The sequence below is a fragment of the Curtobacterium sp. A7_M15 genome, assembly GCF_030705415.1.
In the GTDB taxonomy this organism is placed as follows: Bacteria; Actinomycetota; Actinomycetes; order Actinomycetales; family Microbacteriaceae; genus Curtobacterium.
Genome location: NZ_JAUZED010000001.1, coordinates 1 through 23,621 on the forward strand (window position 1 = coordinate 1; position 23,621 = coordinate 23,621).

The window sequence follows — 23,621 nt, forward strand, 5'->3', positions numbered from 1 at the left end:
GAGCCGCGGGCCGCCCGCGTCAGGCGGCGCGGCGCTCGTCCACCGCGATCGGCTCGGTCGCCGCCGTGCTCGCGTCCGCCGCCGGGGTCGTGCCCGGGCGGACGAGCTCCGGACGGCGACGAGACCGGAACACCCACGCCTTGAACAGCACGAAGCGGACGAGCGTCGCCACGAGGTTCGCGGCCGTGAGCACGACGATCTCGGCACCGTGCGACGCCCCCGGTGCCGTCGCGTGCAGGACCACCAGCGACCCGGAGGTGATCGCCCACGCGATCCCGAACACCACGAGCCCCTGCACGTGGTGCCGCCCCGCGCCGGCACGTCCTCGCACGCCGAACGTGAAGCGCCGGTTGAGCGCCGTGTTGCCGATCGCGGTGACCAGCAGCGCCAGGAAGTCCGCCGTCTGGGCGCCGATCGCCGGGCGGAACAGGGCGTACAGCACGGCGAAGGCGATCGTCGACAGGACCCCGATCGCCCCGAACCGCAGCACCTGCCCGACGATCCCCACGTGCGGCGGCGTGAACGGACGGCGGCCGATCGCGTCGTAGACCGCGCCGATGGGAACCCGTCCGGTCGCGAGTCCCCGGGAGACGCGCCACATCCCCTTGAGGTCCTCGGTCGCGGTCGAGGCGATGTGCACCGACGAGTTCACGTCGTCCACCCAGTCGACGGGGACCTCGTGGATCCGCAGTCCGGCGTGCTCGGCGAGCACGAGCAGTTCGGTGTCGAAGAACCAGGCGTCGTCCTCGACGAGCGGTAGGACGTGCTCCGCGGCCTGCCGGGTGATCGCCTTGAAGCCGCACTGCGCGTCCGAGAAGGACACCCCCATCGTGGTGCGGAGCAGCAGGTTGTACGAGCGGGAGATGAACTCGCGCTTCCCGCCACGCACCACGCGCGAGGAATCCGCCAGACGCGTGCCGATCGCCACGTCGGAGTGCCCGGACAGCAGCGGTGCGACGAGGGGTTCGAGCGCGGCGAGGTCGGTGGACAGGTCCTCGTCGACGTAGACCAGCACCGTGGCCGGCGACGCTGACCAGACGGCCTTCAGCGCGCGGCCCCGTCCCTTCTCGGGCAGGTGCACCGCCTGCACGTCGGGCAGCATGGCGGCGAGGTCGTCGGCGATGCGTGCGGTGTCGTCGGTCGACGCGTTGTCCGCGATCGTGATGCGCCAGGTGTTCCGGAGCGACGTCCGGCAGAAGGTGTGCAAGCGGCGGACGTGGGCGGCGAGCGTGTCCTGCTCGTTGTAGCAGGGGACGACGATGTCGATGTCGAGGGTGTGGTTCGTCTCCGTCATACGGCACATGCTCGGGACCGGGCATACGGGGACCGCAGCAGCCTGCTGTGCCGCGTCTAAGAACGCTGGGCGAGGGCGCTGGCGTGTGAAATGCGGCGCTGGTAGGGTTGAGATGCTCGTGGCGGTGAGCTTCGAGAAGTGGACCCGAGACCCATCCGGACGGTTGGGCGCTCGGGTCTTGCGCTTCCCAGGTGGGTCGAGCCGTCAGACACTGATGACCGCGAAGCTCCGGTTGCATCGACGTCGCCAGTCGCCACCCTTCGCCCACGCCCAGCCGAGGGCGTCAGGCAGCGCGAGCAGCGGCTCCTGACGAGCGCTCTCGTGTCGATGGGTGAACTGCCTGTTCCCCTGGTGCCGATGTCTCGCTTCGACGATCCACTGGCGGTCCTTCTGGACGAGCGTCTCGTCTCGCTCCAGACAGACAGAGGTACCGCGTGGGTGATCGGCGGCGACGACGAGTGCTCGCACACAGGCGGCCCGACGTTCGACATCGCTTCGGCCGTCCTTCGGCGCCCTGAACACCGTGACATCGACGTCGAGGTCCGCCGTGGTCGAGAGGATGAGCCGCCGTCGCGCGTCGCTCTCCTTCCTCATGTGGAGTCGGGTCTGCCCTCGCAGGATGACGCCGGCGACGGCGCTGCGTGCGGTCGGGAGATGACCCGCGTCGACGGACACGGCGACGAGCAGGTAGTCGCGGAGCTGCGACTCGTCGACGAACACGTGTCGATGTCCGTCCGGTCCCACGATCGCCACCATACCTCGTGTACCACTCTACATATCGGATGCACGTGGTGAGGACCCTGTCGGACGCAGGGTTCGTGCCGGCGTACCGGTGCGTCGGCACTCGACGTGCGGGTCAGTTCGCGGACCACACCTGCACGACGGCGATGAGCAAGAGGCCCGCGATGGGCACCCCGGCGATCCAGATCCCGGCGCGCACTTGCGTCCGCCGGATCGTGGCCGGCGCGTGTGACGTCCGTGCGAACTCGGTCGCCGCGACGAGTTCCGGGGCCGCGGCCGGCGGCGCTGGCTCGGGCTGTGGCCGGTCGTCCTCGAATGCGGGCACCTCGACCACGAGATCATCGGCGCGCGGCCGCTCCGGTAGTCGCGCGAAGTCGTTCGGCATGCGGGCCCCGTCGTCCGTTGCCGTTCAGTGTGTCAGACGGCCGGGACCGCCTCCGCGCCGACCGACGCCCACCGGCAGTCGACCTTCGGGTCAGCCCTCGACGGTGAGCGCTCCCGACCGCAGGACGACCCGGCCGTCCTTCGGGAGCCAGACCTGGAGCCCGCCCACCTCGGCGACTGAGAACCGCGACCGCTCGGAGTCGAACAGCTGCGTCACGGCCCCGGACGGTGGGAAGCGACGGTCGTTCCCGACGACGATCGCGACGTACGGACCCTGGTCGGCCCGGGTGGTGCCGCGCTCGGCGACGTACGGCACGAAGAGCCCCGGAGTCGCCGACACGAACAGGATCTTGCCGTCCGGCACGTGCTGTTCCTCGAGGTAGTCACCGAGCAGCGCGATGCCCGTCGGGTGCTGGCGTGCGATGTCCTGGCTGAGCCGGACCGACGGCACGACGAGCGAGACCACGAGCACCAGGGACAGCGCCGTCGTGACCGGGACCGCCCGTCGCACCGGCACATGCGGCAGTCGCGCCACCCCGATCGCGGCGACGACGAGCAGGAACGGCATCCACGCCGAGTAGTACGTGGGCAGCGCGATCTTCGCGACGACGACGTAGAAGCCCACGAGCAGCGCCAGGGCGATCCCGACGTACGCGACGAGTCGGTCGAACCGGATCGCCAGCGCCGCGACGACCCCGACCGCGAGGACGACGAGCAGCAGCACCCCCGTGCCGGCCTCCATGAAGTGGAGGTTCGCCCACCACGGCGCGAACCGGTAGACGGTGCCGCCGATGGTGATCGGGTGCCCGGTGGTGTTCTGCCCCTCCTGGAACGCGATCATGTACCGGATCGCGGACCGGATCCCCATCGGCAGGTACGACACGACGAACACCAGCCCGAACGCGACCGCCCACATCGCGCCGCCGACGAGCAGTCGACGCCACGCCCGGAACAGCACGGGCAGCAGCAGGAACACCGGCAGCAGCACCACGGTGGAGACCTTCGAGGTCACCGACAGGGCCATCAACGCACCGGACACCGGCGCGAGCCACCACCGGTCGCCGCGCATCCACACCCACGCCGTCGCCACCGCGAGGACGGCGAACGCGGTCATCACCGGGTCGAGCAGTGCCAGACGGTCGACGCGCGGACCGGCACCACCGCGCGGCGTCAACCACCAGAGGGCCGCGGCCAGCAGTGCACCCCAGTAGCCGATCTCGCGCCGCAGCCACCAGTACAGCGCGACGCCGACGCCGAAGGTCAGCAGGGCGACGAGCACACGCGGACCGATCGGCCCCTGCCCGGCGACGAGCTGCGCGAGACCGAACAGGTACTTCGCGGTCGGCGGGTGCTCGCGGTTGAACGAGAAGTCGCCGTGCACGTACTGCCAGCCGGCGCGGAGGTAGATGTCCTCGTCGCCGGTGATGTTCGGCCCACCGATGTTCCAGAAGCACTGGTAGACGGCCCAGAGCAGGACCGCGGCCGCCACTCCTGCCCGGATGCGCAGATCGCCGGCGAGCGCGGACAGACGTGAGAGCACCGTCCGAACCTAGTTGCTCCACCGCGCCGGAGCGAACCAGCTGGTCGGTCCGCCCGCTCAGTCCGCGCGCGGCGTCCCTGCCGGCAGCTCGACCGTGAACGCCGTCCGCCCCGGCTCGGACACCACCCGCACGAGCCCGTCGTGCGCGACGACGACACCCCGGACGATCGCGAGCCCGAGGCCGCTCGTACCGTGCTCGCGGGACCGGGACGCCTCGCCGCGGGTGAACCGGTCGAACAGCGTCGACAGCGCCTCGGCGGGGATGACCGGCCCGTCGTTCGCGACCACGAGGCGCACGACGTCGCTGCTCCGTTGCAGTGAGACCACCACGGTCGTCCCGTCCGGCGTGTGCGTGCGCGCGTTCGCCAGCAGGTTCGTCACGACCCGTCGCAGCTGCGTCGGGTCCCCGGACACCACGAGCGGGTGCTCGTCCAGCACCTGCAGCGTCCACCGGTGCCCGGGTGCGGTCGCGCGTGCGTCCATCGTCGCCTCGACGACGATCGACGTCAGGTCGACCGGCTCGCGTGCCGGTGCCGGACCCGACGCCAGGGCGACGGCGTCGAGTCGTGCGAGCAGGAGCAGTTCCTCGACGAGGTCGCCCATCCGCACGGCCTCGCGTCCGATCCGGTCGACGTTGCGGTGGACCGCGTCGGGATCGTCCGTCGACGCCGAGAGCTCGGCGTACGCGCGCACGGTCGCGATCGGGGTCCGCAGCTCGTGCGATGCGTCGGCGACGAACGTCCGCATGCCCGCCTCGGCCTCGCGGCGGACCGTGAGCGCCCGGGCGACGTGCCCGAGGAGGCGGTTGAGCGCTGTGCCGACCTGCTCGACCTCGCGGTTCGCCGCGAGGTCCCCGGGCGGCACCCGCAGCGGGATGTCGGTGTCCCCGCGCTCGAGGTCGAGCTCGGTGACGTCGGACGCCACGGCGGCCACCCGTTCGAGCGGACGGAGCGATCGCCGGACGAGCAGTGCCAGCGCCCAGGCCGCGACGAGCAGCCCGACGACCGTCACGACACCGATGACGAGCAGGAGGCGCGCGATGGCGGCGTCGAGGTCGCCGAGCGGCAGCGCGGTCACGAAGACGTCGCCGTCGTCGCCGATGGCCTGCGCGCGGTACGTCCCGAGCTCCCCGAGGTCGACGGTGACGGGGTCGCCGTCGCTGTCGACGGCGGCGAGGGTCCGCTCCTGCGCCGCGGTCAGGCGCCGCTGCTGGCCGCGGTCGTCCGTGTACCCGCCGAGGACGGTCGCGCCGTCGCGGAAGATCGCGACCACCGTGCCCGCGGACTGTCCGGGCACGCCGATAAAGTCGTTGTCCGGGTCGGTGCCGGAGCCGTCGCCGTCGGGCGGCGCGGGCTTGGAGCCGTCCGGTCCGCCGACGACCCGGTTCGCGGCGGTCGAGAGCTCCGCGTCGAGCCGGTCCACGAGGTACCCGCGGAAGGCGACGACCGTCACCGCTCCGACGACGACGTTGGTCGCGACGAGCAGGAGCGCCACCGCCGCCACGATCCGCCACCGCAGCGACGGCACGCGCCGCCGACGCTCGGTTCCGGTGCGGGTCCGGGAGGCGCGGATCACCCGCCGTCGTCGGCTCACGTCGTCGGCCGGAGCACGTACCCAGCTCCCCGGACGGTCTGCAGCATCGGCTCGCGTCCGGCGTCGAGCTTCTTGCGCAGGTAGGACACGTACATGTCCACGAGGTTGGACGACGTGCCGAAGTCCATCCCCCACACGTTCGCCAGGAGTTGCTCGCGGGAGAGCACGCGGTTGGCGTTCCGCGCGAGGTGCCGCAGCAGCTCGTACTCGGTCGGGGTGAGGTCGATCGGTTCACCGGCGCGCGTGACCGTCCTGGCGTCCTCGTCGAGCCGGAGGTCGCCGACGCTCGTCGCGGCCGGACTCCCGACGGCCGCGACCCGGGGCGACGTCCGGGCCAAGATCCGCGCCCGGACGAGCAGCTCGTCGATGCCGAAGGGCTTGGTCAGGTAGTCGTCGCCGCCGCCCGTGAGTCCGGCGAGCCGGTCCTCGGGGGCGTCCCGCGCCGTGAGGAACAGTACCCGCACGTCGTCCCGGGCGTCCCGGAGGCGCCCGAGCACCTCGAACCCGTCGATGTCCGGGAGCATCACGTCGAGGACGACCACGTCGGGTCGGAAGTCCCGGGCGGCGAACAGCACGTCGCGTCCGCGGTGCACGGCCCGCACCTCCCAGCCGTCGCCCGCGAACGCGAGGGCGACGGCGTCCGCGAGGGCGTGCTCGTCGTCGACGACGAGGGCGCGGACGGGCGAGCCGTCGGTGCGCTGCAGCGGTTGCCCGGTCACGCCCGCGAGCCTATCCACCGCGCCCTCGTCGTCGATCACTTCGTGCTGCTCAGGTCGTAGACGGTCTGGCCGCCGACCGTGGTCGACTCGTAGTTCGCCGCGACCCACTCCTGGATGGCCGACGCCGTGGACGATCCGCCGCCCATGCCGCCGCCGCCCGAGCCGGAGGACACGTAGTACCCGATGTCCCCGTCGGCGACGTACGCCTGGAACTCGGCGAGCGTCGGTGCCGGGTCGCTCGACCAGCCGCCGATCGCCATGACGGCGGTGTCGGTGTCGAGTTCGAGCTGTGCGGCCGACTGCGAGCCGTTGACGGCCGCGGCCCACTTCGCGTCGGACGCCTCGAGGAGCTTCTGCAACGCCGACGAGGTCGTCGACCCGCCACCGCCCATGCCGCTCGGGGCGCCGTCGGTCGATCCCTCGGCGGTGCCACCGGCGGAGTCGCCGGGCGCCTCGCCGCTCATGCCCTCCGGCGGGGTCCCGCCGGGACCCTGCTGGGAGCCGTCGTCGGAGGTGGAGCCGCCGCTCTCGGAACCGGAGGTCGACCCGCCGGGTCCACCCGCGCCTCCTGGCATGCCACCCGTGCCACCGCCGCCCATGCCGCCGGAGCTGCTGCCCGCCGGACCGACGCTCGGGATCGAACCGGAGTGCGCGACGGTCGTCGTGGCGAGGGCGTAGGCCGTGGTGCCGCTGAGCCCGAACAGGGTGCCGGCGAGGACGCCGATCGTGACGAGCCTGCGGAGCGACGGCACACTGCCCATCACGACGAGCGCTGCCGACAGCAGGCCGCCGGCCAGCATCACCCAGCGGAGCCAGGGCAGCCACGTCGGGTTCTCGTTGAGCAGGCACCAGCCCCAGAAGGCCGTGACGCCGATCATGGCGGCGAGGCCGATGCGGCCGGTGAAGCGCTCGCGGGCGTGCCAGAGCAGCGCGCCGCCGGTGCCGACGAGTCCGGCGATCGCCGGGGCCAGCGCGACCGTGTAGTACGGGTGGATCGTGCCGGACATGTACGAGAAGACGAGTCCGGTGACGAGCAGCCAGCCACCCCAGAGCACGAGTCCGGCGCGGGCGGGGTCGGCCAGGTGACGGCGGCCGACGACGACCAGGCCGACGGTCAGCGCGATGAGTGCGGCGGGCAGGAGCCACGAGATCTCGAGGCCCATCTCGGACGAGAACAGCCGGTTCAGACCCGTTGACCCGCCGAACGAACCGCCCGCGGTGCCGCCGGTCATGCCGCCGCCTCCGCCGCCGTTGCCCGAGCCGCCGAAGATCCGACCGAGGCCGTTGTAGCCGAACACGAGGTCGAGCACGGTGTTGTTCGTCGAGCCGCCGATGTAGGGGCGGGACTCGGCGGGCCACAGCCACACGGCGACCACCCACCAGCCGGCGGCGACGACGAGGGACCCGGCGGCGATGAGCAGGCCGGCGACGCGCCGGCCCCAGGTGGTGCGAGCGGCGAACAGGTACACGAGGCCGAACGCCGGCAGGACGAGCAGCCCCTGCAGCATCTTCGTCAGGAAGGCGAACCCGAGGGCGACCCCGGCGAGGGCGATCCACTTCCAGCTGCCCCTCGGGAGCGCCCGCACGGTGCAGTACGCGCCAGCGGTCATGAGGACGACGAGCAGCGCGTCCGGGTTGTCGAACCGGAACATCAGCGCGGCGGCCGGGGTCGCCGCGACGACGAAGCCCGCGAGCAGCGCGCCGACGTTCGCCGTGGTGGCCCCGAGCCGGGCGAGCGTGCGGCGGACCGTTCCCCACACGAGCGCGACGGACCCGACGGCCATGAGGGCCTGGGGGAGCAGGAGGCTGAAGCTCGAGAAGCCGAACAGCCGGGCGGACAGCACCATCACCCACAGCGAGGCCGGGGGCTTGTCCACCGTGATGAAGTTCGACGAGTCGAGGGAGCCGAAGAAGAACGCCTCCCACGACTTCGTGCCGGCCTGCACGGCGGCCGCGTAGAAGCTGTTCGCGTACCCGGAGACGCTGAGGTCCCAGAGGTACACCACGGCGGTCACGGCGAGGAGCGCCCAGAACGCGGGCCGGAGCCAGCGGGCGTCCTCGCGCTCGCCGAGGAACAGGCGGGCGACGGGCTTGCGGCGCCGATCCCGCGCGTCGGTGCGCGCGGTCTCGCGTCGATCGGTCACGGGTATCGGGTACGTGGTCATGGCAGTGAGGATTCCGGGCGTTCCCCGACTGTCACCCTGCGTCGGCTATGCGCGCCCTAAGACGCGCGGCGCGCAGTTCACGCGTACCGCTGCGCCGCGCGCAGCGCCGCCCCCGTGTACGAGCCGCCGAACAGGAACACGTGCAGGAGCAGCGGCGCGAGCTGGTGCAGCTCGATCCGCTCCTGCCACCCGGCAGCGAGCGGGGACTCGGCGTCGTAGGCGGCGAGCACGGCCTCGAGGCGGGGGAGTCCGAACAGCCCGAGGAGCGCCAAGTCCGTCTCGGCGTGCCCGCCGTGCGCGATGGGGTCGATGAGCACGGCACCGGTGGGCGTCGTCCCGTCGACCGGGTCCGCACCCGTCGGCCACAGCACGTTGCCCGCCCACAGGTCGCCGTGCAACCGCGCCGGTCGGTCGCCGACGAGCTTCGGCTGCGGGGACCCGAGCGTCCCGTCCTGCACCCGGTCGGCGACCCGGTCGAACACCGCGGCCTGGGCGCGGTCGAACCCGCCGGCGTCGACGATGCGTCGGACGAAGTCGCGGATCCGGTACTCCGCGAAGAACTCGCCCCACGTCGCCGGTGCGTCCGCAGCGGCGACGAACGGCGTGCGGGAGCGCCCCATGCGCAGCGGTGTGCCCGTCGGCCAGCCGGAGGGCGGGGCTCCCCAGTGGTCGGCACCCGCCGCGTGGGTGTGTGCCAGCGACCGTCCGAACCGCTCGGCCTGCCGCGTCGACGGCGACCCGTCCGGGATCAGTTCGAGGTCGAGGACCGTCGGCCGCGGTCGACCGAGCACGCGGGCGATCCGGGTGCCGCCGTCGGGTTCGGCCTCGGCGAGCCAGTCCAGTCCGGCTGCCTCGGCGGCGGCCTCGTCCGGGGAGGCGAAGGTCTTCACGTGCGTCTCGGCCATCACCCCATCCTGCCGACGTCGCCTCGGTACCGGGTCAGACCGCCTCGACGAGCGCCCTCGCCAGGGGATGCCACTCGCGTGAGGTCGGCCCGCTGAGCACGAGCGTCCTGGGCAGTCGCCGGGCCATCGGCACCATGACGAGGTCCGGCGGCAGCATCACCCGGCCGAGGGTCGGCACGATGGACACGCCCTCGCCCCGCTCGATCATCCCGAACATCGTGCTCATCTCGCGGACCCGGTGGGCGTACCGGAACGGCTGCCCGTCGAGCTCGTGCAGCTTCTGGATCTGGTGCTCGCACCCGCCGCCGCCCGCGACCAGGCCGTCCTCGTGCAGGTCGTCGAGCGTCAGCGCGGGCAGGTCCGCGAGCGGGTGGTCGCGGCGGACCACGGCGGCCATCTCGTCACGTGCGACGACCACGCCGCCCGGGGGCATCGGCGTCGGGTCGACGAGGACGGCGGCGTCGACCGTCCCACCCTCGAGCCACTCGGGCATCTCGTCGTCGTCTCCCTCGTAGACCTGCACGTCGACGTCCGGCAACGTCACCGCCCACAGTTCGCGGAGCCGCGGCAGCAGGCCCTGGCAGACGGTGGGGACCGCGGCGAGGCGCACGGTGCCGCGCGCCGTGGCGGGCCGGACCACTGCCTCCAGGGCCTCGACGGAGGCGAGCACGCTGCGGGCGTGGGCCAGCAGGCGGTCGCCGAGGGGTGTCGTGACCGCGGCCGTGCCGCGCCGGACCACCGGGCCGCCGACCTCGCGCTCGAGACCCGCCAGCGCGTGCGAGACGGCCGACTGTCCGACGCCGAGCGCGGAGGCGGCGCCGGTGAAGGAACCCGCGTCGACGGTGGCGACGAACGCGCGCAGCTGCGGCACCGAGACGGTCATGCGTCTTCCTCATCCGGTCATGAGCACCATGCGTTTGCCGCATGCGCCGTGGTTGTCGACACTAGGCCACATGAACGCCGTCCTCTACCTCCTCGTGGCACTGACCTGGGGCTCGAGCTTCCTGTTCGCGAAGATCGGGCTCGACGGCCTCGCCCCGCAGCAGGTCGCGACGGTGCGCACGGTCCTCGGCGCGATCACGCTCGTCGTGGTCCTCCTCGCCACCCGACGCCGCTGGCCTCGCGATCCGCGGGTGTGGGGCCACCTGCTCGTCGTGTCGGTGTTCCTCAACGCGGTGCCGTCGTCGCTCATGGCGTGGGCCGAACAGACCGTGCCGTCCGGTCTGGCGAGCATCTACAACGCGACGACGCCGATCATGACGCTCGCGGCCCTCGCTGTGCTCGTGCCGTCCGAGCGCTTGCGCGGCCGCCAGGTCGCCGGGATCGTGCTCGGGATCGTCGGCGTGCTCGTGCTCGTCGGCCCGTGGAACGTCCTCGGCGACCCGCAGGTCCTTGAGAGCGTGCCGGGACAGGTCGCGCTGCTCGGGATGACCGCGTGCTACGGCATCGGCCTCGCGTACCTGCGGCGGGTGGCGGTCGGCAGCGCGTACGACCCGGTCACGCTCGCGACGGTGCAGCTGACGCTCGCCTCCGGACTGCTCCTGCTGGTCGCGCCCGTCATCGCCACCGGTCCGGTACGGCTGGACTGGAGGATCGTGGGGGCGATGGTCGCGCTCGGTTGCGTGGGCACGGGGCTGGCCTACGCCTGGAACACGCGGCTGGTGCAGGCGTGGGGAGCGGGTCGCGCCTCGACGGTCACCTACCTGACACCGGTGGTGGGCGTGGTGCTCGGCGTGCTCGTCCTCGGCGAGCAGGTCCGGTGGAACGAGCCGGTCGGAGGACTCGTGGTGCTGCTGGGCATCGCCCTGGCCTCGGGCGTGGTGGGCCGTCGGCGGGTGGGCGTGCGGGCTCCCGCCTGAACGGGGGCCGGAACCGCGGCGGACCCCGGCCGTAGGATCGGGCCACGAAGTTGTCCACGGAGTCGTCGACGGAGACGGAGACCGGCCATGACCACCACCCACCAGACCAGTGCCACCGCCTCGGTCGCAGCGATCCTCGCCGAGTCCGCGGCGCGCTACCCGGACGACGTCGCCGTGATCGTCGGCGACCGGCGCACCACGTACACCGAGCTCTGGCGCCAGACGCTCGCCTACGCGGGCGCGCTGCGGGCCCGCGGGGTGGGACCGGGCGACCGGGTGGCCATGCTCGTCCCGAACGTCGAGGACTTCCCGCGGGTCTACTACGCCACCCTCGCCCTCGGCGCCGTGGCGGTCCCCGTGCACGCCCTGCTCAAGCGACGCGAGATCGAGTACGTCCTGCGCGACAGCGGCGCCTCGCTGCTCGTCTGCGCCGCACCGCTGCTCGGTGAGGGCGCGGCCGGGGCCGAGCTCGCCGAGGTCGACGTGGTGACGGTGCTCGCCCCGGCCGACGCCCCGGACCGGCTCGAGGCGCTCGCCGAGCAGGCCGAGCCGCTCGACACGTACGTCCCACGGCACCCGTTCGACACCGCGACGATCCTCTACACGAGCGGCACCACCGGCAAGCCCAAGGGTGCGGAGGGCTCGCACTTCTCCCTGATCGAACAGGTCAACACGAACCTGATGACGACGTTCGACATGCACCGCGGGGACGTCCTGCTCGGCGCCCTGCCGCTGTTCCACACCTTCGGGCAGACGTGCACGATGAACACCGGCTTCCGGGCCGGCGCGACGATCGTCATGCTGCCGAAGTTCGACGGCGACACGGCGCTCGCCGCGATGGTCGAGCACGGGTGCGGCATCTTCATGGGCGTCCCGACGATGTACATGGCGCTGCTCGACGCAGCCACCCGCTCCGATGCGCGTCCGACGCTGCGGTACGCGATCTCCGGCGGCGCCTCGTTGCCCCTGGCGGTCCTCGAGCGGTTCCAGGACGTCTACGACGCACCGATCCACGAGGGCTACGGCCTCACCGAGACCTCACCCGTCGCGACCTTCAACCACGTCGGGCGGCCGCCGCGCCCCGGCACGATCGGCACCCCGGTGTGGGGCGTCGACGTCGAGATCGCCGACCCGGAGCAGCACGACGCGATCGTGATGCTGCCCCACGGCGAGATCGGCGAGCTCGTGATCCGCGGCCACAACCTGATGAACGGGTACCTCGACCGCCCGGAGGACACCGCCGCCGCGATCGTCGACGGCTGGTTCCGCACGGGTGACCTCGGCACGAAGGACGACGACGGCTACCTGACGATCGTCGACCGGACGAAGGACATGATCATCCGGAACGGCTACAACGTGTACCCGCGGCAGGTGGAGGAGGTCCTCGCGACGCACCCCGACGTCGCGATGGCGGCGGTGTTCGGCGTCCCGCACGAGCTGCACGGGCAGGAGGTCGAGGCCGCCGTGGTGCTCCGTGCCGACGCGACGGCGACCCCGCAGGAGCTGATCGACTTCGTCGCGGCCGAGATCGCGGCCTACAAGTACCCCCGGGTGGTGCACGTCCTCGACGCGCTGCCCCTGGGCCCGAGCGGGAAGGTGCTCAAGCGCGAGCTCGTCGACCGGTTCGGCGCGGAGGTGCCGGTACGGTCGTGACGGCGACCGTGCGTACGCTGACGACGTGAGCGACACCGGCCGGGCCTCGACCGCGCGCCAGCTGTTCGCCTCGTCGCACCCCGGGCCCACCGTCACGGTGACCGTGCTCGCGACGGTGATCGCGGTGGCGGTCGGGCACCCGTGGTGGACCGTCGTCCTCGTGGCGCTGACCGTGGTCGCCGGACAGCTCTCGATCGGGCTCGCGAACGACTGGATCGACGCCGACCGCGACCGGGCGGTCGGGAGGTCGGACAAACCCGTGGCACAGGGGTTGATCGCGGTCGGGACGGTCCGCCGCGCGGCGTTCGGCACCGCCCTGGCGTCCGTCGTCCTGTCGCTGTTCCTCGGGCCGGTCGCCGCACTCGCGCACCTCGTGCTCGTGGCCGCGGGATGGGCCTACGACGCCGGGCTCAAGCGCACGGTGTGGTCCGTCGCGCCGTTCGTGGTGGCGTTCGGGCTGCTCCCGGTCGTGGCGGTCTCGGCCGGGCCGGACGGCGCCTGGCCGGCGTGGTGGGCGATCGCGACGGGGGCCGTGTTCGGCGTCGCGATCCACTGCACGAACGTCTTGCCGGACCTCGTCGACGACGCGGCGACCGGCGTCCGGGGGTTCCCGCACCGACTCGGGCTCCGGGGCGCGGGCGTCACGGCGTTCGGGGCGCTCGTCGTCGCGGCGCTGCTGGTGCTCGGTGGTCAGGTGGTCGGGGACGAACCGGTCCGGGGCGTCGGGGTGGTGCTCGCGGTGCTCGGGACCGTAATGGTCGTCGCGCTCGCCGGGGTCGGGGTGCGGCTCGTGCTGGCCGGTCGGGCGTCGCGGGTGCTGTTCCGACTCGTGATCGTGTCGTCGCTCGTGCTCGTCGTGGAGCTCGGTCTCGCCGGCGCTCGGCTCGTGGCCTGACCCGACCGCAGCGGGTCCCGCGCCCGCGCGTCGCGCTCACCCGCGCACCCGCGACCCGTCACGCCCACCGCATCGCGTACACACCAGCCAGCGCATCCGCGGTCGGGAGGGACAGCACCGACCGGAGCAGCGCCTCCCGTCCGGCCGCCCCCACCCGGCCGAGCGGACGGCCGAGCGCCATGTTCACCTCCGCCTGCCGCGCCGCACGCCGTGCGACCGCCTGTCGCCGCCGCGCGTACTCCGGCCACGGGCCGGCACTGCCCGACGCGACCGCCTCCGCGAGGATCGGCGCGAGCTCGGCCGCGTCGAGCCATCCGAGGTTCATGCCCTGCCCGCCGATCGGGCTGATCTCGTGCGCCGCGTCGCCGGCGAGGACGACACGACCGACGCCGACCCGCTCTGCCTCGCGGCGCCGGACCGAGAACTCGCTCCGCATGCTGCAGGACGCCGGGTCCGGTCGGACGCCGGTGCGGGCGGCCACGATCGCCGCGAGGTCGGCCGCACTCGGCGACGGACCGTCCGACGGTGCCAGGAGCACGACGTACCGGCGACGGTCGCCGGGCAGCGGGAAGGACTCGACCACGCCGGCCGGCCCGACGTCCACGAGCGCCGTCGTCCGGGCGCTGGGCTCCTCGACGTCCGCGAAGTCCCCCATCGCGTAGCGGTCCGGGTAGTCCCGCCCGGTGGTGGCGATGCCGAGCAGGTCGCGGACGGTGCTCCGCGAGCCGTCGGCACCGACGACGAACCGGGCCCTGACCGTCACCGATCCGCTCGCGTCGATGCCGGTCGCGTCGACGTGGTCCGGGTGTCGTCCGAGCGCCGTGAGGACCGTGCCGGCCCGGAGCGCGTCGGGCGCCGACGCGGCGAGACGCTCCCGCAGCAGGGCTTCGGTCCGGTGCTGGTCGAGGATCGCGACGTAGGGGTGGGTGGTCGATGCGTGGTCGAAGGTCAGGGCACCGAGTTCCCGGCCACGGCTGCGCGCGACGCCTCGGCGGACCCGGACGGCCTCCGCGAGGACCGGCCCGTCCAACCCGACCGCCGCGAACGCGTCGAGGGACGGCGGGTGGATCCCGATCGCGCGCGACCCCGTGGGCGCACCCTCGCGCTGCTCCCACACCACGACGTCGAGCCCCCGGTCCGCGAGGAGCGCCGCGGCGAAGAGGCCGACGGGCCCACCGCCGACGACGAGGACGTCGACGCGCTCCGTGGTCACGGCACGAGCCTACGGACGCTCGGCGCGGCCCCCACCCAGCCGATCGGCGCCCCGGGGTCATCCGCTCGACCGAAGCCCTCCACTGGGTCCCTCGACGATGCTGGGGTCGTGCCCTTCACCGTCAGCCACGCGGTCGTCGCCCTGGCCGCCCGCCGCACCCCGCTGCCCGTCGCGGCGGTCGCCGTCGGAGCCATGGCGCCGGACGCTGTCCTGTTCGCGCCGTTCCTGCCGCCCTACGTCGTGGCGCACTCGTGGGTGGGCGTCGTGACGATCGACCTGGTGGTCGCGTTGGTCGTCCTCGTGGCCTGGTGTTACCTGGTGCGGTCCGCGTGGTCGGGGGCGGTGCCGGTCGTTCGCGAGCGGCTGCCGGCGAGCTGGTCGGCCCCTCCCCGCGGAGGAGGCCGGCCGGTGCGCCGGGCGGTCGCGGTCGTCGTCGCCTGTCTCGTCGGGAGCGCGACGCACGTCCTGTGGGACGCGTTCTCGCACGAGGCCGGGTGGGCGGTGCAGGCGATCCCGTTCCTCCGCGAGGGTCCGTCGGCCTACCCGGTGTGGGCCGGTGTCCAGGACGGATCGAGCGTCCTCGGGCTGCTCGGGCTCGTCGTCGCGGCCGCCGTGTGGTGGCGTCGGAGCACGCCCCGTCGGGTGCCGCCGACCGCCCGGTGGGACCAGGCGGTCGTGGCGGCCGCGGGTGTGGTCGTCGTCCTGGCAGCGCTCGGGATCGCTGGTCGCGTGCTCCTCGACGGTGGGGGCGTCGCCGGGATCGTCACCGCGTTGGCCTTCCGGTTGCCGGTGGTCGTGGCGCTGGTGCTCGTGGTCGGCGCCGTCGGGCTGCTGGCTGGACACCGCACGCGCAGCCCCTGACACGGCCTGCGGAGGCGCGGTGCACGGGTCGTCGCCCGTGGCACGTGCGGCAGACCGCGGGTCGGGAGGCACGGTGCGGGGCCGACCCGCGCCTCCCGTCCGTCAGGCGGTCGTGTCCGCCGTCTCGCGTGCCGACCGGTCGGCGGCGACCAGACGCCGGGCGTCACGGACCCGCTTCCGCAGCCGCTCGACCGGCACCTCGACCGCGTAGGCCGCACCGACCGCCACCAGCAGCGCCACCCCCACCAGCCACACCTTGCCCCATGCCCCGATCGCGAACGTGCCGAGCAGCGCGATCACCACCGGGTGCCAGAGGTACGCCGAGTAGGACACGCGACGCCCGAACCACGACACGGGCGTCCACGCGAGTACCGCCGACAGCGGGGACCGCACCGACACCAGGCCGCCGATGAGCAGCGCCGAGATGAGCCCGGTCACGGGGAGCACGACGCCGAACGACCACGCGTGCTGCGTCCAGTCGTCGTCGATCCAGAACTGCACGGCCGCGAGCAGCCCGATGCCGAGCCAGGTCCCGGCGTGTCCGGCCAGCCCGGAGGCCCAGGTGCGGATGCGCTCGTCGTCCAGGAGCAGCGCGAGCAGGCACCCGGTCGCCAGCGGCACGACGCCGAGCACGGGGGAGAAGTACACGTCCGGGGTCGCGCCGCTGTGCGGCGTCCGGTAGCTCAGCCACGACGCCGCAGCGGCTCCGACGATCACGACGCCGAGCCCGGCCATCAGCCAGCGGCGACGCGACCGCAGTGCGAACAGGAGCACGAGGACCGGGGGCCAGACGAGGTAGAACTGCTCCTCCATGGACAGACTCCACGTGTGCGCGAAGACGCCCTGCGTGGTGTCCCAGTAGGAGCGGAAGAGGTTGCCGGTGTAGCTCAGCGCGATGAACGCCGCCTCGCCCGGGGAGAACGAGGCACCCTTGTAGTCGCCGACCCAGTTCCAGAGCAGCAGTCCGACGACCACGAGGGCGAGGAGTGCGGGGTACAGCCGGAGGAGCCGCTTCGTCCAGAACGAGCCGAGCCGGATGCGCCCGGTGCGCCGGTGCTCGCCCAGCAGCAGTGTCGAGATGAGGAATCCGGAGAGGACGAAGAACACCGTCACCCCGATGAACCCGCCCTCGAACTGCGGCACGTGCAGGTGGTACAGGATCACGATCAGGATCGCGATGGTCCGGAGTCCGTCGAGCGCCGGCGCACGGTTCGTCAGCGGCGGCGGGGGTGTGGGCTGTGGGTGCCTGCCGTCGGTGTCGGCCGATGCGGATGTCGTGCGGGTCCGCTCCGGCGAGGTCGTGGTGATGGCCACGGACGCCTCCTGCGCGATCGTGTCGATGGGGTCACGGACCATCTGGCCGTGACCGGATCGTTACATGATGCTCGCGGAAGCCAAGAAGCGCCTCAACGACCGGGGTGCACCAGCGCCGTCAGGGCGTCGAGTCGCTCGTGGGCGATCGTGGCGAACGGGCGCTCCTCGTCGTCGGCGATCCACTGCGCGAACGACAGATGGAACACGGTGACCGCGGTCTCGGCGGCGATGGTCGCGGCGGGCTCCTGGACGCCGCGGTCGCGCAGGACCTCACCCAGACGGACCTTCAGGGTCGCGAGCTTGCCGAGTTCGCGCTCGCCGAGTGCCGGGTTGCCGTCGATGATGCCCTGACGTGCGCGCGACCACGGGCGACGTTCGTCCGGGAAGAACGCTCCGCTGGCCTCGAGCGCGAGCCGGACGAGGGCGAAGGGCGGGGTGCCCGCCGGCGCGGCCTCGATCGGCGTGGTGAACATGCCGAGGAAGTCGTCCTGCCCGGCGAACAGCACCTCGCGCTTGTCGGCGAAGTGCCGGAAGAAGGTGCGCTCGGTGACCTCGGCCGCGGCGGCGATCTCCGCGACGGTCGTCTCGTCGTAGCCCTGCTCCGCGAAGAGCTGCAGGGCGGTCGCCTGCAGCCGCTCGCGGGTCCCGGGTTGCCATCGCACCATGCTCGAAGTCTACTGATGACAGTGGCTGACATCGAGTGCTACGGTGATGTCAGTTCATGACATCACCGCCGTGGACACCTGCGAAGGGAAAACACATGCACGTGTTCGTCACCGGGGCCTCCGGATGGATCGGCTCGCACACCGTCGACGAGCTCCTCGCCGCCGGACACACCGTCACCGGTCTTGCCCGCTCCGACTCGTCGGCTGCCGCGCTCGAGGCCAAGGGCGCCGACGTCCTGCGCGGCGACCTCGACGACCTCGACACCATCCGCCGTGGGGCGTCCTACTCCGAGGGCGTCCTGCACCTCGCGAACAAGCACGACTGGGCGAACCCCGAGGCCACCAACGCCAGCGAGCGCGCCGCGGTCGAGACCATCGGCGAGGCACTCGTCGGCACGGACCGGCCGTTCGTCGTGGCCTCGGGGGTCGCGGGCCTCGCGCAGGGCCGTCCCTCGACCGAGGCGGACCCCAACCCGTTCGTCGGCCCGGACAGCATGCGCGGCGGCAGCGAGAACCGCGGGTTCGACTTCGTCGAGCAGGGCGTGCGGACCATCGCGGCCCGGTTCAGCCCGACCACGCACGGCACCGGCGACCACGGGTTCATCGCCGCGATCGTCGCCGCTGCCCGGGAGCGGGGCGAGTCCGGCTACGTCGGCGAGGGGACGAACAGCTGGGCGGCGGTGCACGTCACCGATGCCGCACGGCTCGTCCGGCTCGGCCTCGAGGGTGCTCCCGCCGGCACCAGGCTCCACGCCGTCGCCGAGACCGCGATCCCGACCCGGACGATCGCTGAGGCCATCGGCGACGGGCTCGGGCTCCCGGTCACCTCGATCGACCCGCAGGACGCGGTGTCGCACTTCGGGTTCATCGGGCGGTTCTTCGGCATGGAGATGTCGGCGACGTCCGAGGCCACGCGCGACCTGCTCGGCTGGGAGCCCACCGGGCCGGGGCTGCTCGAGGACATCGCCGCCGGCGCCTACTCCGACGTGCGGGTGGCGTAGCGCGGCAGGCTTTCGCGCGACTCCGAAAGACATGATTGAGGTCGCATGACGTGATCATGTCGTTCCGTGTCAGCGCGCCAGCCGCGCGCGACCTGGCACCGGACCGAGGGCTTGTGGTAGCTCCGCACGCCTCTACGCTCTATCCCGTCGGGTGAGCATGCCGGGTACATCCATTTAATGCAAACCACGTGATTGCGACGGGTTCTCCACAAGTGGCTTCACGCGCTGGATTTGCTCTGAGGCCATTAACCGTTCGACGTCCTAACTCATTGCCGCCGGAAAAATTCCTGCCTGCTCGAGCGCTTCGATCCATGCGGACTCGCGGGACGCGGTCCATTCCGGCTCGATTTGTTTCATGTGCGCAATATGTCCATTTACGTGATTTAGAAATGAGATTGGAGAATCGAACTTTCGGCGCTTTGCGTATGATACTAGAGAGTACTTACGCACGGAATGAATGTATAGATCGAGCATTCGGCGCTGCTCCGGAAGAATTCGAACCGAGTCATGTCCGATGAGCATTCCAAGTATGACTTTACGAGCGCCTGGTGAAACTATGCGGAGTTTTCGCTCATGCATCGAGAAGTTGTTCCCTGCTACCAGACGGCGGATCTCACGAACATACTTCACCACTTTTGAGCGGTCAAATGTTCCCGCTCCAGAGAAAGCTAGGTCGTCGGAATACCTCGAATAAACCAAGTGGTTTGCTATGGCAAAATCTGACAACTGTTCGTCAAGGTCCTTGCTGGCTAGATTCGCTAAAGCTCCGCTAGTCGGCGCGCCTTGCGGCAAAACTCCAGCAGACTTAACAGGATATGGCACGGATGAATCTTGCATCGGTGTCGACGAACTCGAACCTGCGACCGGCCATGTACAGATGCGTGCCATCTCGAACGCCAAAAGTGGGGCGTAGCCAAAGGACTTAAATACCCGGTAAACTCGCCTCTCGCTGATACTAGGGAAGAAGTTGTGTATATCTGCCTTGATCATCCATCGAGCCCCTACGTGCCGTTCGGCGGCTTCTATCATGCGAATTGTGGGATGATAGGCAAAGCTGTCTGGGTGTCGCGGAGCTTGGCTCAGAATCTCATCTAAAATCCAACGCTGCACTTGCATAAGCGGCGCGACGGGGGCGCTTATTCTTCGATAGCCGCCCGTATTCTTCGGAATCTTAAACTCCGAGTATGCGCGTTGCGACTCACGACGGATCACACTCCGCAGAAAGCCCCAGTCTGCGCTCGCGGAGAGCGAGAGATGTTTCAAAGTATAAAGCGTCGGGAATCCGCGTCGCCTTAAAATTTCTCCGCGATGCAGTATTGACAGAGCAAGACTGTCGGAAACGCCAGCATCGCGTAGTGTGGCACGGCTGAGGTGAGGTGTTAGGTTCATCTACTTTGAGTGACCCCGGAGGGGCAGGTGGAGGGTTGGGACCGTGAGGCTTCGGGGGGTCAACCCTCCACCTGGTCCTCCAAATCGCCTGCTTAGCCGATGATCACGGATTGCCGCAAACTTGCACACTCTCATGTGCGAACCCGGCCTTTGGGCCGGGCCATAACACTAGATGCCATCCCTCACCTCAGCTGTGTTGGTACGTAGGCTACCGGAGGCTGGGGTCTTCTGATTGGCGACACACCGGCGGTACTACGCCTACGGAAGTCGCGAAGTTCTCGTCGGCCCTCCCGCGTGACGTTCCCTTCATTGTCGACAAAACCCATGCTGATCAAACTGGCCCGAATTAATTGCCGCGTCTCTGACGGAAGATCTAATAGTCGATCTACCTCATCAGGGTCAAGTCCGTAACTGACCAGCTGCAAAGTCGCTATTGCGCGGGTGGCGCGAAGTGGGCGAGTCGATCGTGAGAGTTCTCTCGCAAGATCGAGTGCCCCTACATCCGCTAAAGCTTTCTCGAGGGTTTGGTGCGAATGGTAGTCTCGAAGCTCACTATAGAAACTGTCACGCATAGTTCGATTAGGGAAGAGCCCGTACCAATCCGCGTCGTCCCGAAGGATGATCTGCGGTAGATTGTTTGGGATTCGCATGTTTGTGGCGAATAAGCCAAAACTCTGTTTATAGCCGAGTGGTGGCCATGATGAAGTTGTGGTTGCGTAGTTCTCGCAGAGCTCGATGATTGCCCTTCGCGTCTCCGGTGTCCATGGCGCGCTAACCGCGGAGCGCACGGTCGTAAGAGCGGACATTTTCAGCCACGGAGTTTTCGAGAGAAGTGTAGCGGGGGCTGTGCTCGTGGCGAATGTTACGACGTGTATAGCGATTCGATGGTATGACATCCAACTACCGATTGTTCTGTTAAGTCGGAAGTTCTCTGCAAATCGTAGAACCTGATTGCCGCTGCCGCTATAGTCTGTCACAAGGAGAATCGTTCGCACCCGCTGGGCCTTCAGTTCACTGAGGGGAGTGGTCGGTGGAAGTAGGTCTCCGTTGCTTAGTAAGATCACGTCTCGCAGCGCTGCGCCAACGTCGGCTTCGCTACCGGCGAGGATTGGGGTGTCCTTACCAGGGTTGAAGGTCTCGTAAGCGACGTGGGAGGTGTTCCCCGGGGGTAGTGGTCCAAGGTCCTCCTGCGACCGTATGGGTACAACCACCGCGGGGAAGTCGATATCTCTCTCGGTCAGCCTGCTGCGTAAAAAAGATTGCAGTCGGTGTAAACCTTCGGTGTGATCTGAGATGTCAAGGGAATCTGCCAGACGGGCGGCGAGCTCCCGATCGTCCGCGGCGAAGTTCTCGAGCCAAAGACGCCCATCCGTTGTCTCTGATGGCTTAACTCGGGCGTCGGGCATGGAGCGATTGTAGTCTCCGACGAGTCGTCTTCGAAAGATGGCTGTAATCGCGTGCGCACGAATATGCCGCGCGCGCCTACTCCGCCTTCTGCATCTGCCACGGCTCGGGCTCTCGGTCGCCGTTCGGCCGCACGGGCCGGACGTCGCCGACGATCGGGATCGCCCGCTTCCGCATGAACCACAGGTACCGCACGAAGAAGTGCGACAGCGTCGACAGCCGGTTGCCGTTGCCGAGCAGCGACGCGATGTGCACCGCGACCCAGGCCGCCCACGCGACCGGCCCGACCATCGTGATGCCGCCGCGCAGCTGGGCGACCGCGGCGTTCGTGCCGATCGTCGCCATCGTGCCCTTGTCGAAGTACTTGAAGTGCTCGGTCGGCTTGCCCTCGAGCAGCCGCTTGATCTGCCGCGCGGAGTGCCGCCCGCCCTGCAGCGCCGGCTGCGCGAGCTGCGCGAGGGCGTCGTCCTGCGCGGCGATGTCACCCGCGGAGAAGATCCGCTCGACGCCCTTCACGCTGAGGTCGTCGTTCACCTGGATGCGTCCGCCGTGGGTCTGCGGCATGCCCCAGCCCGAGACCTCCTTGTGCGCGGCCACACCGGTCGCCCAGATCACCTGCGAGGCCGGGATGAACTCGCCCTCGGCCGTCATCACGCCGTCCGGCTTCACCTCGGAGACGCCGGTGTTCAGGCGCAGGACCACCCCGCGCTTGCGGAGGACCTTGGCCGCGTACCGACGCAGTCGCGGGGCGAACGGCTTGAGGAGCTCGCCGCTGCGGTGCACGAGGGTGATCGAGATGTTGCCCCGTTCGATCTCCGGGTACGCGCCGACGAGGGCCTGGTCACGGAGCTCGGCGAGCGCGCCGGCCATCTCCACGCCGGTCGCGCCACCGCCGACGATGACGATCTTGATCTCGTCGGGACCCTGGTTGGCGGCGGCTTCCTCGAGCCGGGTGAACAGCTCGTCGCGGATGCGGAGCGCCTGGGACCGCGAGTACATCGAGTAGGCGTACTCGTACGCACCGGGCGTGCCGAAGTAGCTCGTGTTCACGCCGTTCGCGAGGATCAGCCAGTCGTAGTGCAGGTGCTCGCCGTCGGACATCTCGGCGATCCGCTCGACCGGGTCGATGCCGGTCAGCAGTCCGTGCCGGAACTCGGCGTTGCTCTGCTTCGCCCGGAGGCTCCGCAGGAAGTACGTCACGTCGCCGGCGTTCAACCCACCCGTCGCCACCTGGTACATGAGCGGCTGGAACATGTTGTAGACGTGGCGGTCGACCAGGGTGACCCGCACCGGTGCGTCGGCGAGTTCGCGCATGGCCGCGACGCCGGCGAATCCACCGCCGACGATGACGACGTGCGGGCGGGTGTCCTGGGGCATGCTGACTCCGGCTTTCCTCGGATGGTGAGTTGGTCACCACCGAGGGTACGCGCGCTCGGGTCCGCCGTCTGACGGCCTGGAGGCGCGGCTCGCCTCCGTCAGGCGTCGCGCCTCGCGTACGTGCTCAGCACGTTCCCCTTGCTCGTCACGGTGCTCTCGACCAGCCGCAGGCGCGTGGGCGGGTCGGTCGGCTCGAAGAGTCTGCGGCCCGGGCCGGCGATCGCCGGGTGCACCATCAGCTGCAGTTCGTCGAGGACCCCGGCGAACAGCAGGCTCCGGACGAGCGTGATGCTGCCGCACACCGCGATGTCGGCACCGTCCTGCTGCTGCAGTCCACGCACGAACTCGGGCACGTCGCCCGTGATCCGCGTGCTGTGCTGCCACGCCAGGTCGTCGCCGAGCGTGGTGGACGCCACGTGCTTCTCGATCGGGTTGATCCACTGGCCGAACGGGTCGTCGGGGTGCGCGGGCCACCACTCGGCCCACTCGAGGTAGCTGTTCTTCCCGAGGAGCACGGTGTCGGTCCGGGCCATGAACGCGCCCATGCCCGCACCGAGCTCGTCGTCGAAGCTGTCGTACTGGAACTTGTAGGGCTCGTCGACGACGCCGTCGACGGAGGCGAAGAGCCCAGCGGTGACCTTGCGCATGC

Annotated in this window: 20 protein-coding genes; 5 read left to right on the forward strand and 15 right to left on the reverse strand. The window is 70.4% G+C overall.

Going from position 1 to position 23,621, the window contains the following annotated elements; all coding sequences use genetic code 11:
* Positions 1-19 precede the first annotated feature (19 nt).
* The 9 genes from Q7F20_RS00005 to Q7F20_RS00045 all read right to left on the reverse strand — a co-directional run bounded on the left by Q7F20_RS00005 (position 20) and on the right by Q7F20_RS00045 (position 10,224).
* On the reverse strand, positions 20-1,303 hold the full coding sequence (locus tag Q7F20_RS00005) for a bifunctional glycosyltransferase family 2/GtrA family protein (protein WP_305738068.1): 1,284 nt from the start codon (positions 1,301-1,303) through the stop codon (positions 20-22).
* A gap of 195 nt (positions 1,304-1,498) precedes the next feature.
* A complete protein-coding gene (locus Q7F20_RS00010; protein ID WP_305738069.1) occupies positions 1,499-1,969 on the reverse strand; it encodes a hypothetical protein in 471 nt (156 codons plus the stop codon).
* Positions 1,970-2,150: 181 nt separating this feature from the next.
* Complete coding sequence (locus Q7F20_RS00015; protein ID WP_305738070.1) at positions 2,151-2,420, reverse strand: hypothetical protein; 270 nt, start codon at positions 2,418-2,420, stop codon at positions 2,151-2,153.
* 90 nt (positions 2,421-2,510) lie between these two features.
* Positions 2,511-3,959, reverse strand: coding sequence for a glycosyltransferase family 39 protein (locus Q7F20_RS00020; RefSeq protein WP_305738071.1), 1,449 nt, complete (start codon positions 3,957-3,959; stop codon positions 2,511-2,513).
* Positions 3,960-4,016: 57 nt separating this feature from the next.
* Positions 4,017-5,552, reverse strand: coding sequence for a cell wall metabolism sensor histidine kinase WalK (locus Q7F20_RS00025; RefSeq protein WP_305738072.1), 1,536 nt, complete (start codon positions 5,550-5,552; stop codon positions 4,017-4,019).
* Positions 5,549-6,271 carry a response regulator transcription factor gene (locus Q7F20_RS00030; protein WP_305738073.1) on the reverse strand — a complete coding sequence of 241 codons (723 nt, stop codon included), beginning with the start codon at positions 6,269-6,271 and terminating at the stop codon, positions 5,549-5,551. Before Q7F20_RS00030 ends, Q7F20_RS00025 begins: the two co-directional genes overlap by 4 nt.
* Positions 6,272-6,306: 35 nt before the next feature.
* Complete coding sequence (locus Q7F20_RS00035) at positions 6,307-8,436, reverse strand: glycosyltransferase family 39 protein (RefSeq protein WP_305738074.1); 2,130 nt, start codon at positions 8,434-8,436, stop codon at positions 6,307-6,309.
* A gap of 77 nt (positions 8,437-8,513) precedes the next feature.
* Positions 8,514-9,341: a fructosamine kinase family protein gene (locus Q7F20_RS00040; RefSeq protein WP_305738075.1), complete on the reverse strand. Its 828-nt coding sequence runs from the start codon at positions 9,339-9,341 to the stop codon at positions 8,514-8,516.
* Positions 9,342-9,375: 34 nt separating this feature from the next.
* A complete protein-coding gene (locus Q7F20_RS00045) occupies positions 9,376-10,224 on the reverse strand; it encodes a LysR family transcriptional regulator (protein WP_305738076.1) in 849 nt (282 codons plus the stop codon).
* A 70-nt stretch (positions 10,225-10,294) separates the two neighbouring features.
* On the opposite strand from Q7F20_RS00045, the gene Q7F20_RS00050 reads away from it, so the two are divergent.
* The 3 genes from Q7F20_RS00050 (at position 10,295) to Q7F20_RS00060 (ending at position 13,748) form a co-directional block, all read left to right on the forward strand.
* Positions 10,295-11,200 carry a DMT family transporter gene (locus Q7F20_RS00050; RefSeq protein WP_305738077.1) on the forward strand — a complete coding sequence of 302 codons (906 nt, stop codon included), beginning with the start codon at positions 10,295-10,297 and terminating at the stop codon, positions 11,198-11,200.
* An 87-nt stretch (positions 11,201-11,287) separates the two neighbouring features.
* Positions 11,288-12,853, forward strand: coding sequence for a long-chain fatty acid--CoA ligase (locus Q7F20_RS00055; RefSeq protein WP_305738078.1), 1,566 nt, complete (start codon positions 11,288-11,290; stop codon positions 12,851-12,853).
* Positions 12,854-12,878: 25 nt separating this feature from the next.
* Positions 12,879-13,748, forward strand: a complete 870-nt coding sequence (locus Q7F20_RS00060) for a UbiA family prenyltransferase (RefSeq protein WP_305738079.1) — start codon at positions 12,879-12,881, stop codon at positions 13,746-13,748.
* A gap of 58 nt (positions 13,749-13,806) precedes the next feature.
* Here the strand turns inward: Q7F20_RS00060 and Q7F20_RS00065 are convergent, their stop codons facing one another.
* Complete coding sequence (locus Q7F20_RS00065; protein ID WP_305738080.1) at positions 13,807-14,961, reverse strand: NAD(P)/FAD-dependent oxidoreductase; 1,155 nt, start codon at positions 14,959-14,961, stop codon at positions 13,807-13,809.
* A gap of 108 nt (positions 14,962-15,069) precedes the next feature.
* Here Q7F20_RS00065 and Q7F20_RS00070 point away from each other — a divergent pair, with 108 nt between their 5' ends.
* Positions 15,070-15,822, forward strand: a complete 753-nt coding sequence (locus Q7F20_RS00070) for a DUF4184 family protein (protein ID WP_305738081.1) — start codon at positions 15,070-15,072, stop codon at positions 15,820-15,822.
* A gap of 102 nt (positions 15,823-15,924) precedes the next feature.
* Here the strand turns inward: Q7F20_RS00070 and Q7F20_RS00075 are convergent, their stop codons facing one another.
* Together Q7F20_RS00075 and Q7F20_RS00080 are read right to left on the reverse strand one after the other, a co-directional pair.
* Positions 15,925-17,136 carry an acyltransferase gene (locus Q7F20_RS00075; RefSeq protein WP_305738082.1) on the reverse strand — a complete coding sequence of 404 codons (1,212 nt, stop codon included), beginning with the start codon at positions 17,134-17,136 and terminating at the stop codon, positions 15,925-15,927.
* A gap of 92 nt (positions 17,137-17,228) precedes the next feature.
* Positions 17,229-17,801: a TetR/AcrR family transcriptional regulator gene (locus Q7F20_RS00080; protein ID WP_305738083.1), complete on the reverse strand. Its 573-nt coding sequence runs from the start codon at positions 17,799-17,801 to the stop codon at positions 17,229-17,231.
* A 95-nt stretch (positions 17,802-17,896) separates the two neighbouring features.
* On the opposite strand from Q7F20_RS00080, the gene Q7F20_RS00085 reads away from it, so the two are divergent.
* Complete coding sequence (locus tag Q7F20_RS00085) at positions 17,897-18,802, forward strand: SDR family oxidoreductase (RefSeq protein WP_305738084.1); 906 nt, start codon at positions 17,897-17,899, stop codon at positions 18,800-18,802.
* A 261-nt stretch (positions 18,803-19,063) separates the two neighbouring features.
* On the opposite strand, the gene Q7F20_RS00090 is transcribed toward Q7F20_RS00085, so the two are convergent.
* From Q7F20_RS00090 to Q7F20_RS00100, 3 genes are all read right to left on the reverse strand, one after another.
* A complete protein-coding gene (locus Q7F20_RS00090) occupies positions 19,064-20,191 on the reverse strand; it encodes a reverse transcriptase family protein (protein ID WP_305738085.1) in 1,128 nt (375 codons plus the stop codon).
* 1,482 nt (positions 20,192-21,673) lie between these two features.
* Positions 21,674-22,972, reverse strand: a complete 1,299-nt coding sequence (locus Q7F20_RS00095) for an NAD(P)/FAD-dependent oxidoreductase (protein WP_305738086.1) — start codon at positions 22,970-22,972, stop codon at positions 21,674-21,676.
* A 98-nt stretch (positions 22,973-23,070) separates the two neighbouring features.
* Positions 23,071-23,619, reverse strand: a complete 549-nt coding sequence (locus Q7F20_RS00100; RefSeq protein WP_305738087.1) for a dihydrofolate reductase family protein — start codon at positions 23,617-23,619, stop codon at positions 23,071-23,073.
* Positions 23,620-23,621: the final 2 nt, after the last annotated feature.

Bases quoted from the DNA above. Each gene is read 5' to 3' on its own strand.
- Q7F20_RS00005 (WP_305738068.1), bottom strand. From the start codon at position 1,303: ATGTGCCGTATGACGGAGACGAACCACACCCTCGACATCGACATCGTC.
- Q7F20_RS00015 (WP_305738070.1), bottom strand. From the start codon at position 2,420: ATGCCGAACGACTTCGCGCGACTACCGGAGCGGCCGCGCGCCGATGAT.
- Q7F20_RS00035 (WP_305738074.1), bottom strand. From the start codon at position 8,436: ATGACCACGTACCCGATACCCGTGACCGATCGACGCGAGACCGCGCGC.
- Q7F20_RS00040 (WP_305738075.1), bottom strand. From the start codon at position 9,341: ATGGCCGAGACGCACGTGAAGACCTTCGCCTCCCCGGACGAGGCCGCC.
- Q7F20_RS00045 (WP_305738076.1), bottom strand. From the start codon at position 10,224: ATGACCGTCTCGGTGCCGCAGCTGCGCGCGTTCGTCGCCACCGTCGAC.
- Q7F20_RS00050 (WP_305738077.1), top strand. From the start codon at position 10,295: ATGAACGCCGTCCTCTACCTCCTCGTGGCACTGACCTGGGGCTCGAGC.
- Q7F20_RS00055 (WP_305738078.1), top strand. From the start codon at position 11,288: ATGACCACCACCCACCAGACCAGTGCCACCGCCTCGGTCGCAGCGATC.
- Q7F20_RS00080 (WP_305738083.1), bottom strand. From the start codon at position 17,801: ATGGTGCGATGGCAACCCGGGACCCGCGAGCGGCTGCAGGCGACCGCC.
- Q7F20_RS00085 (WP_305738084.1), top strand. From the start codon at position 17,897: ATGCACGTGTTCGTCACCGGGGCCTCCGGATGGATCGGCTCGCACACC.
- Q7F20_RS00090 (WP_305738085.1), bottom strand. From the start codon at position 20,191: ATGAACCTAACACCTCACCTCAGCCGTGCCACACTACGCGATGCTGGC.
- Q7F20_RS00095 (WP_305738086.1), bottom strand. From the start codon at position 22,972: ATGCCCCAGGACACCCGCCCGCACGTCGTCATCGTCGGCGGTGGATTC.
- Q7F20_RS00100 (WP_305738087.1), bottom strand. From the start codon at position 23,619: ATGCGCAAGGTCACCGCTGGGCTCTTCGCCTCCGTCGACGGCGTCGTC.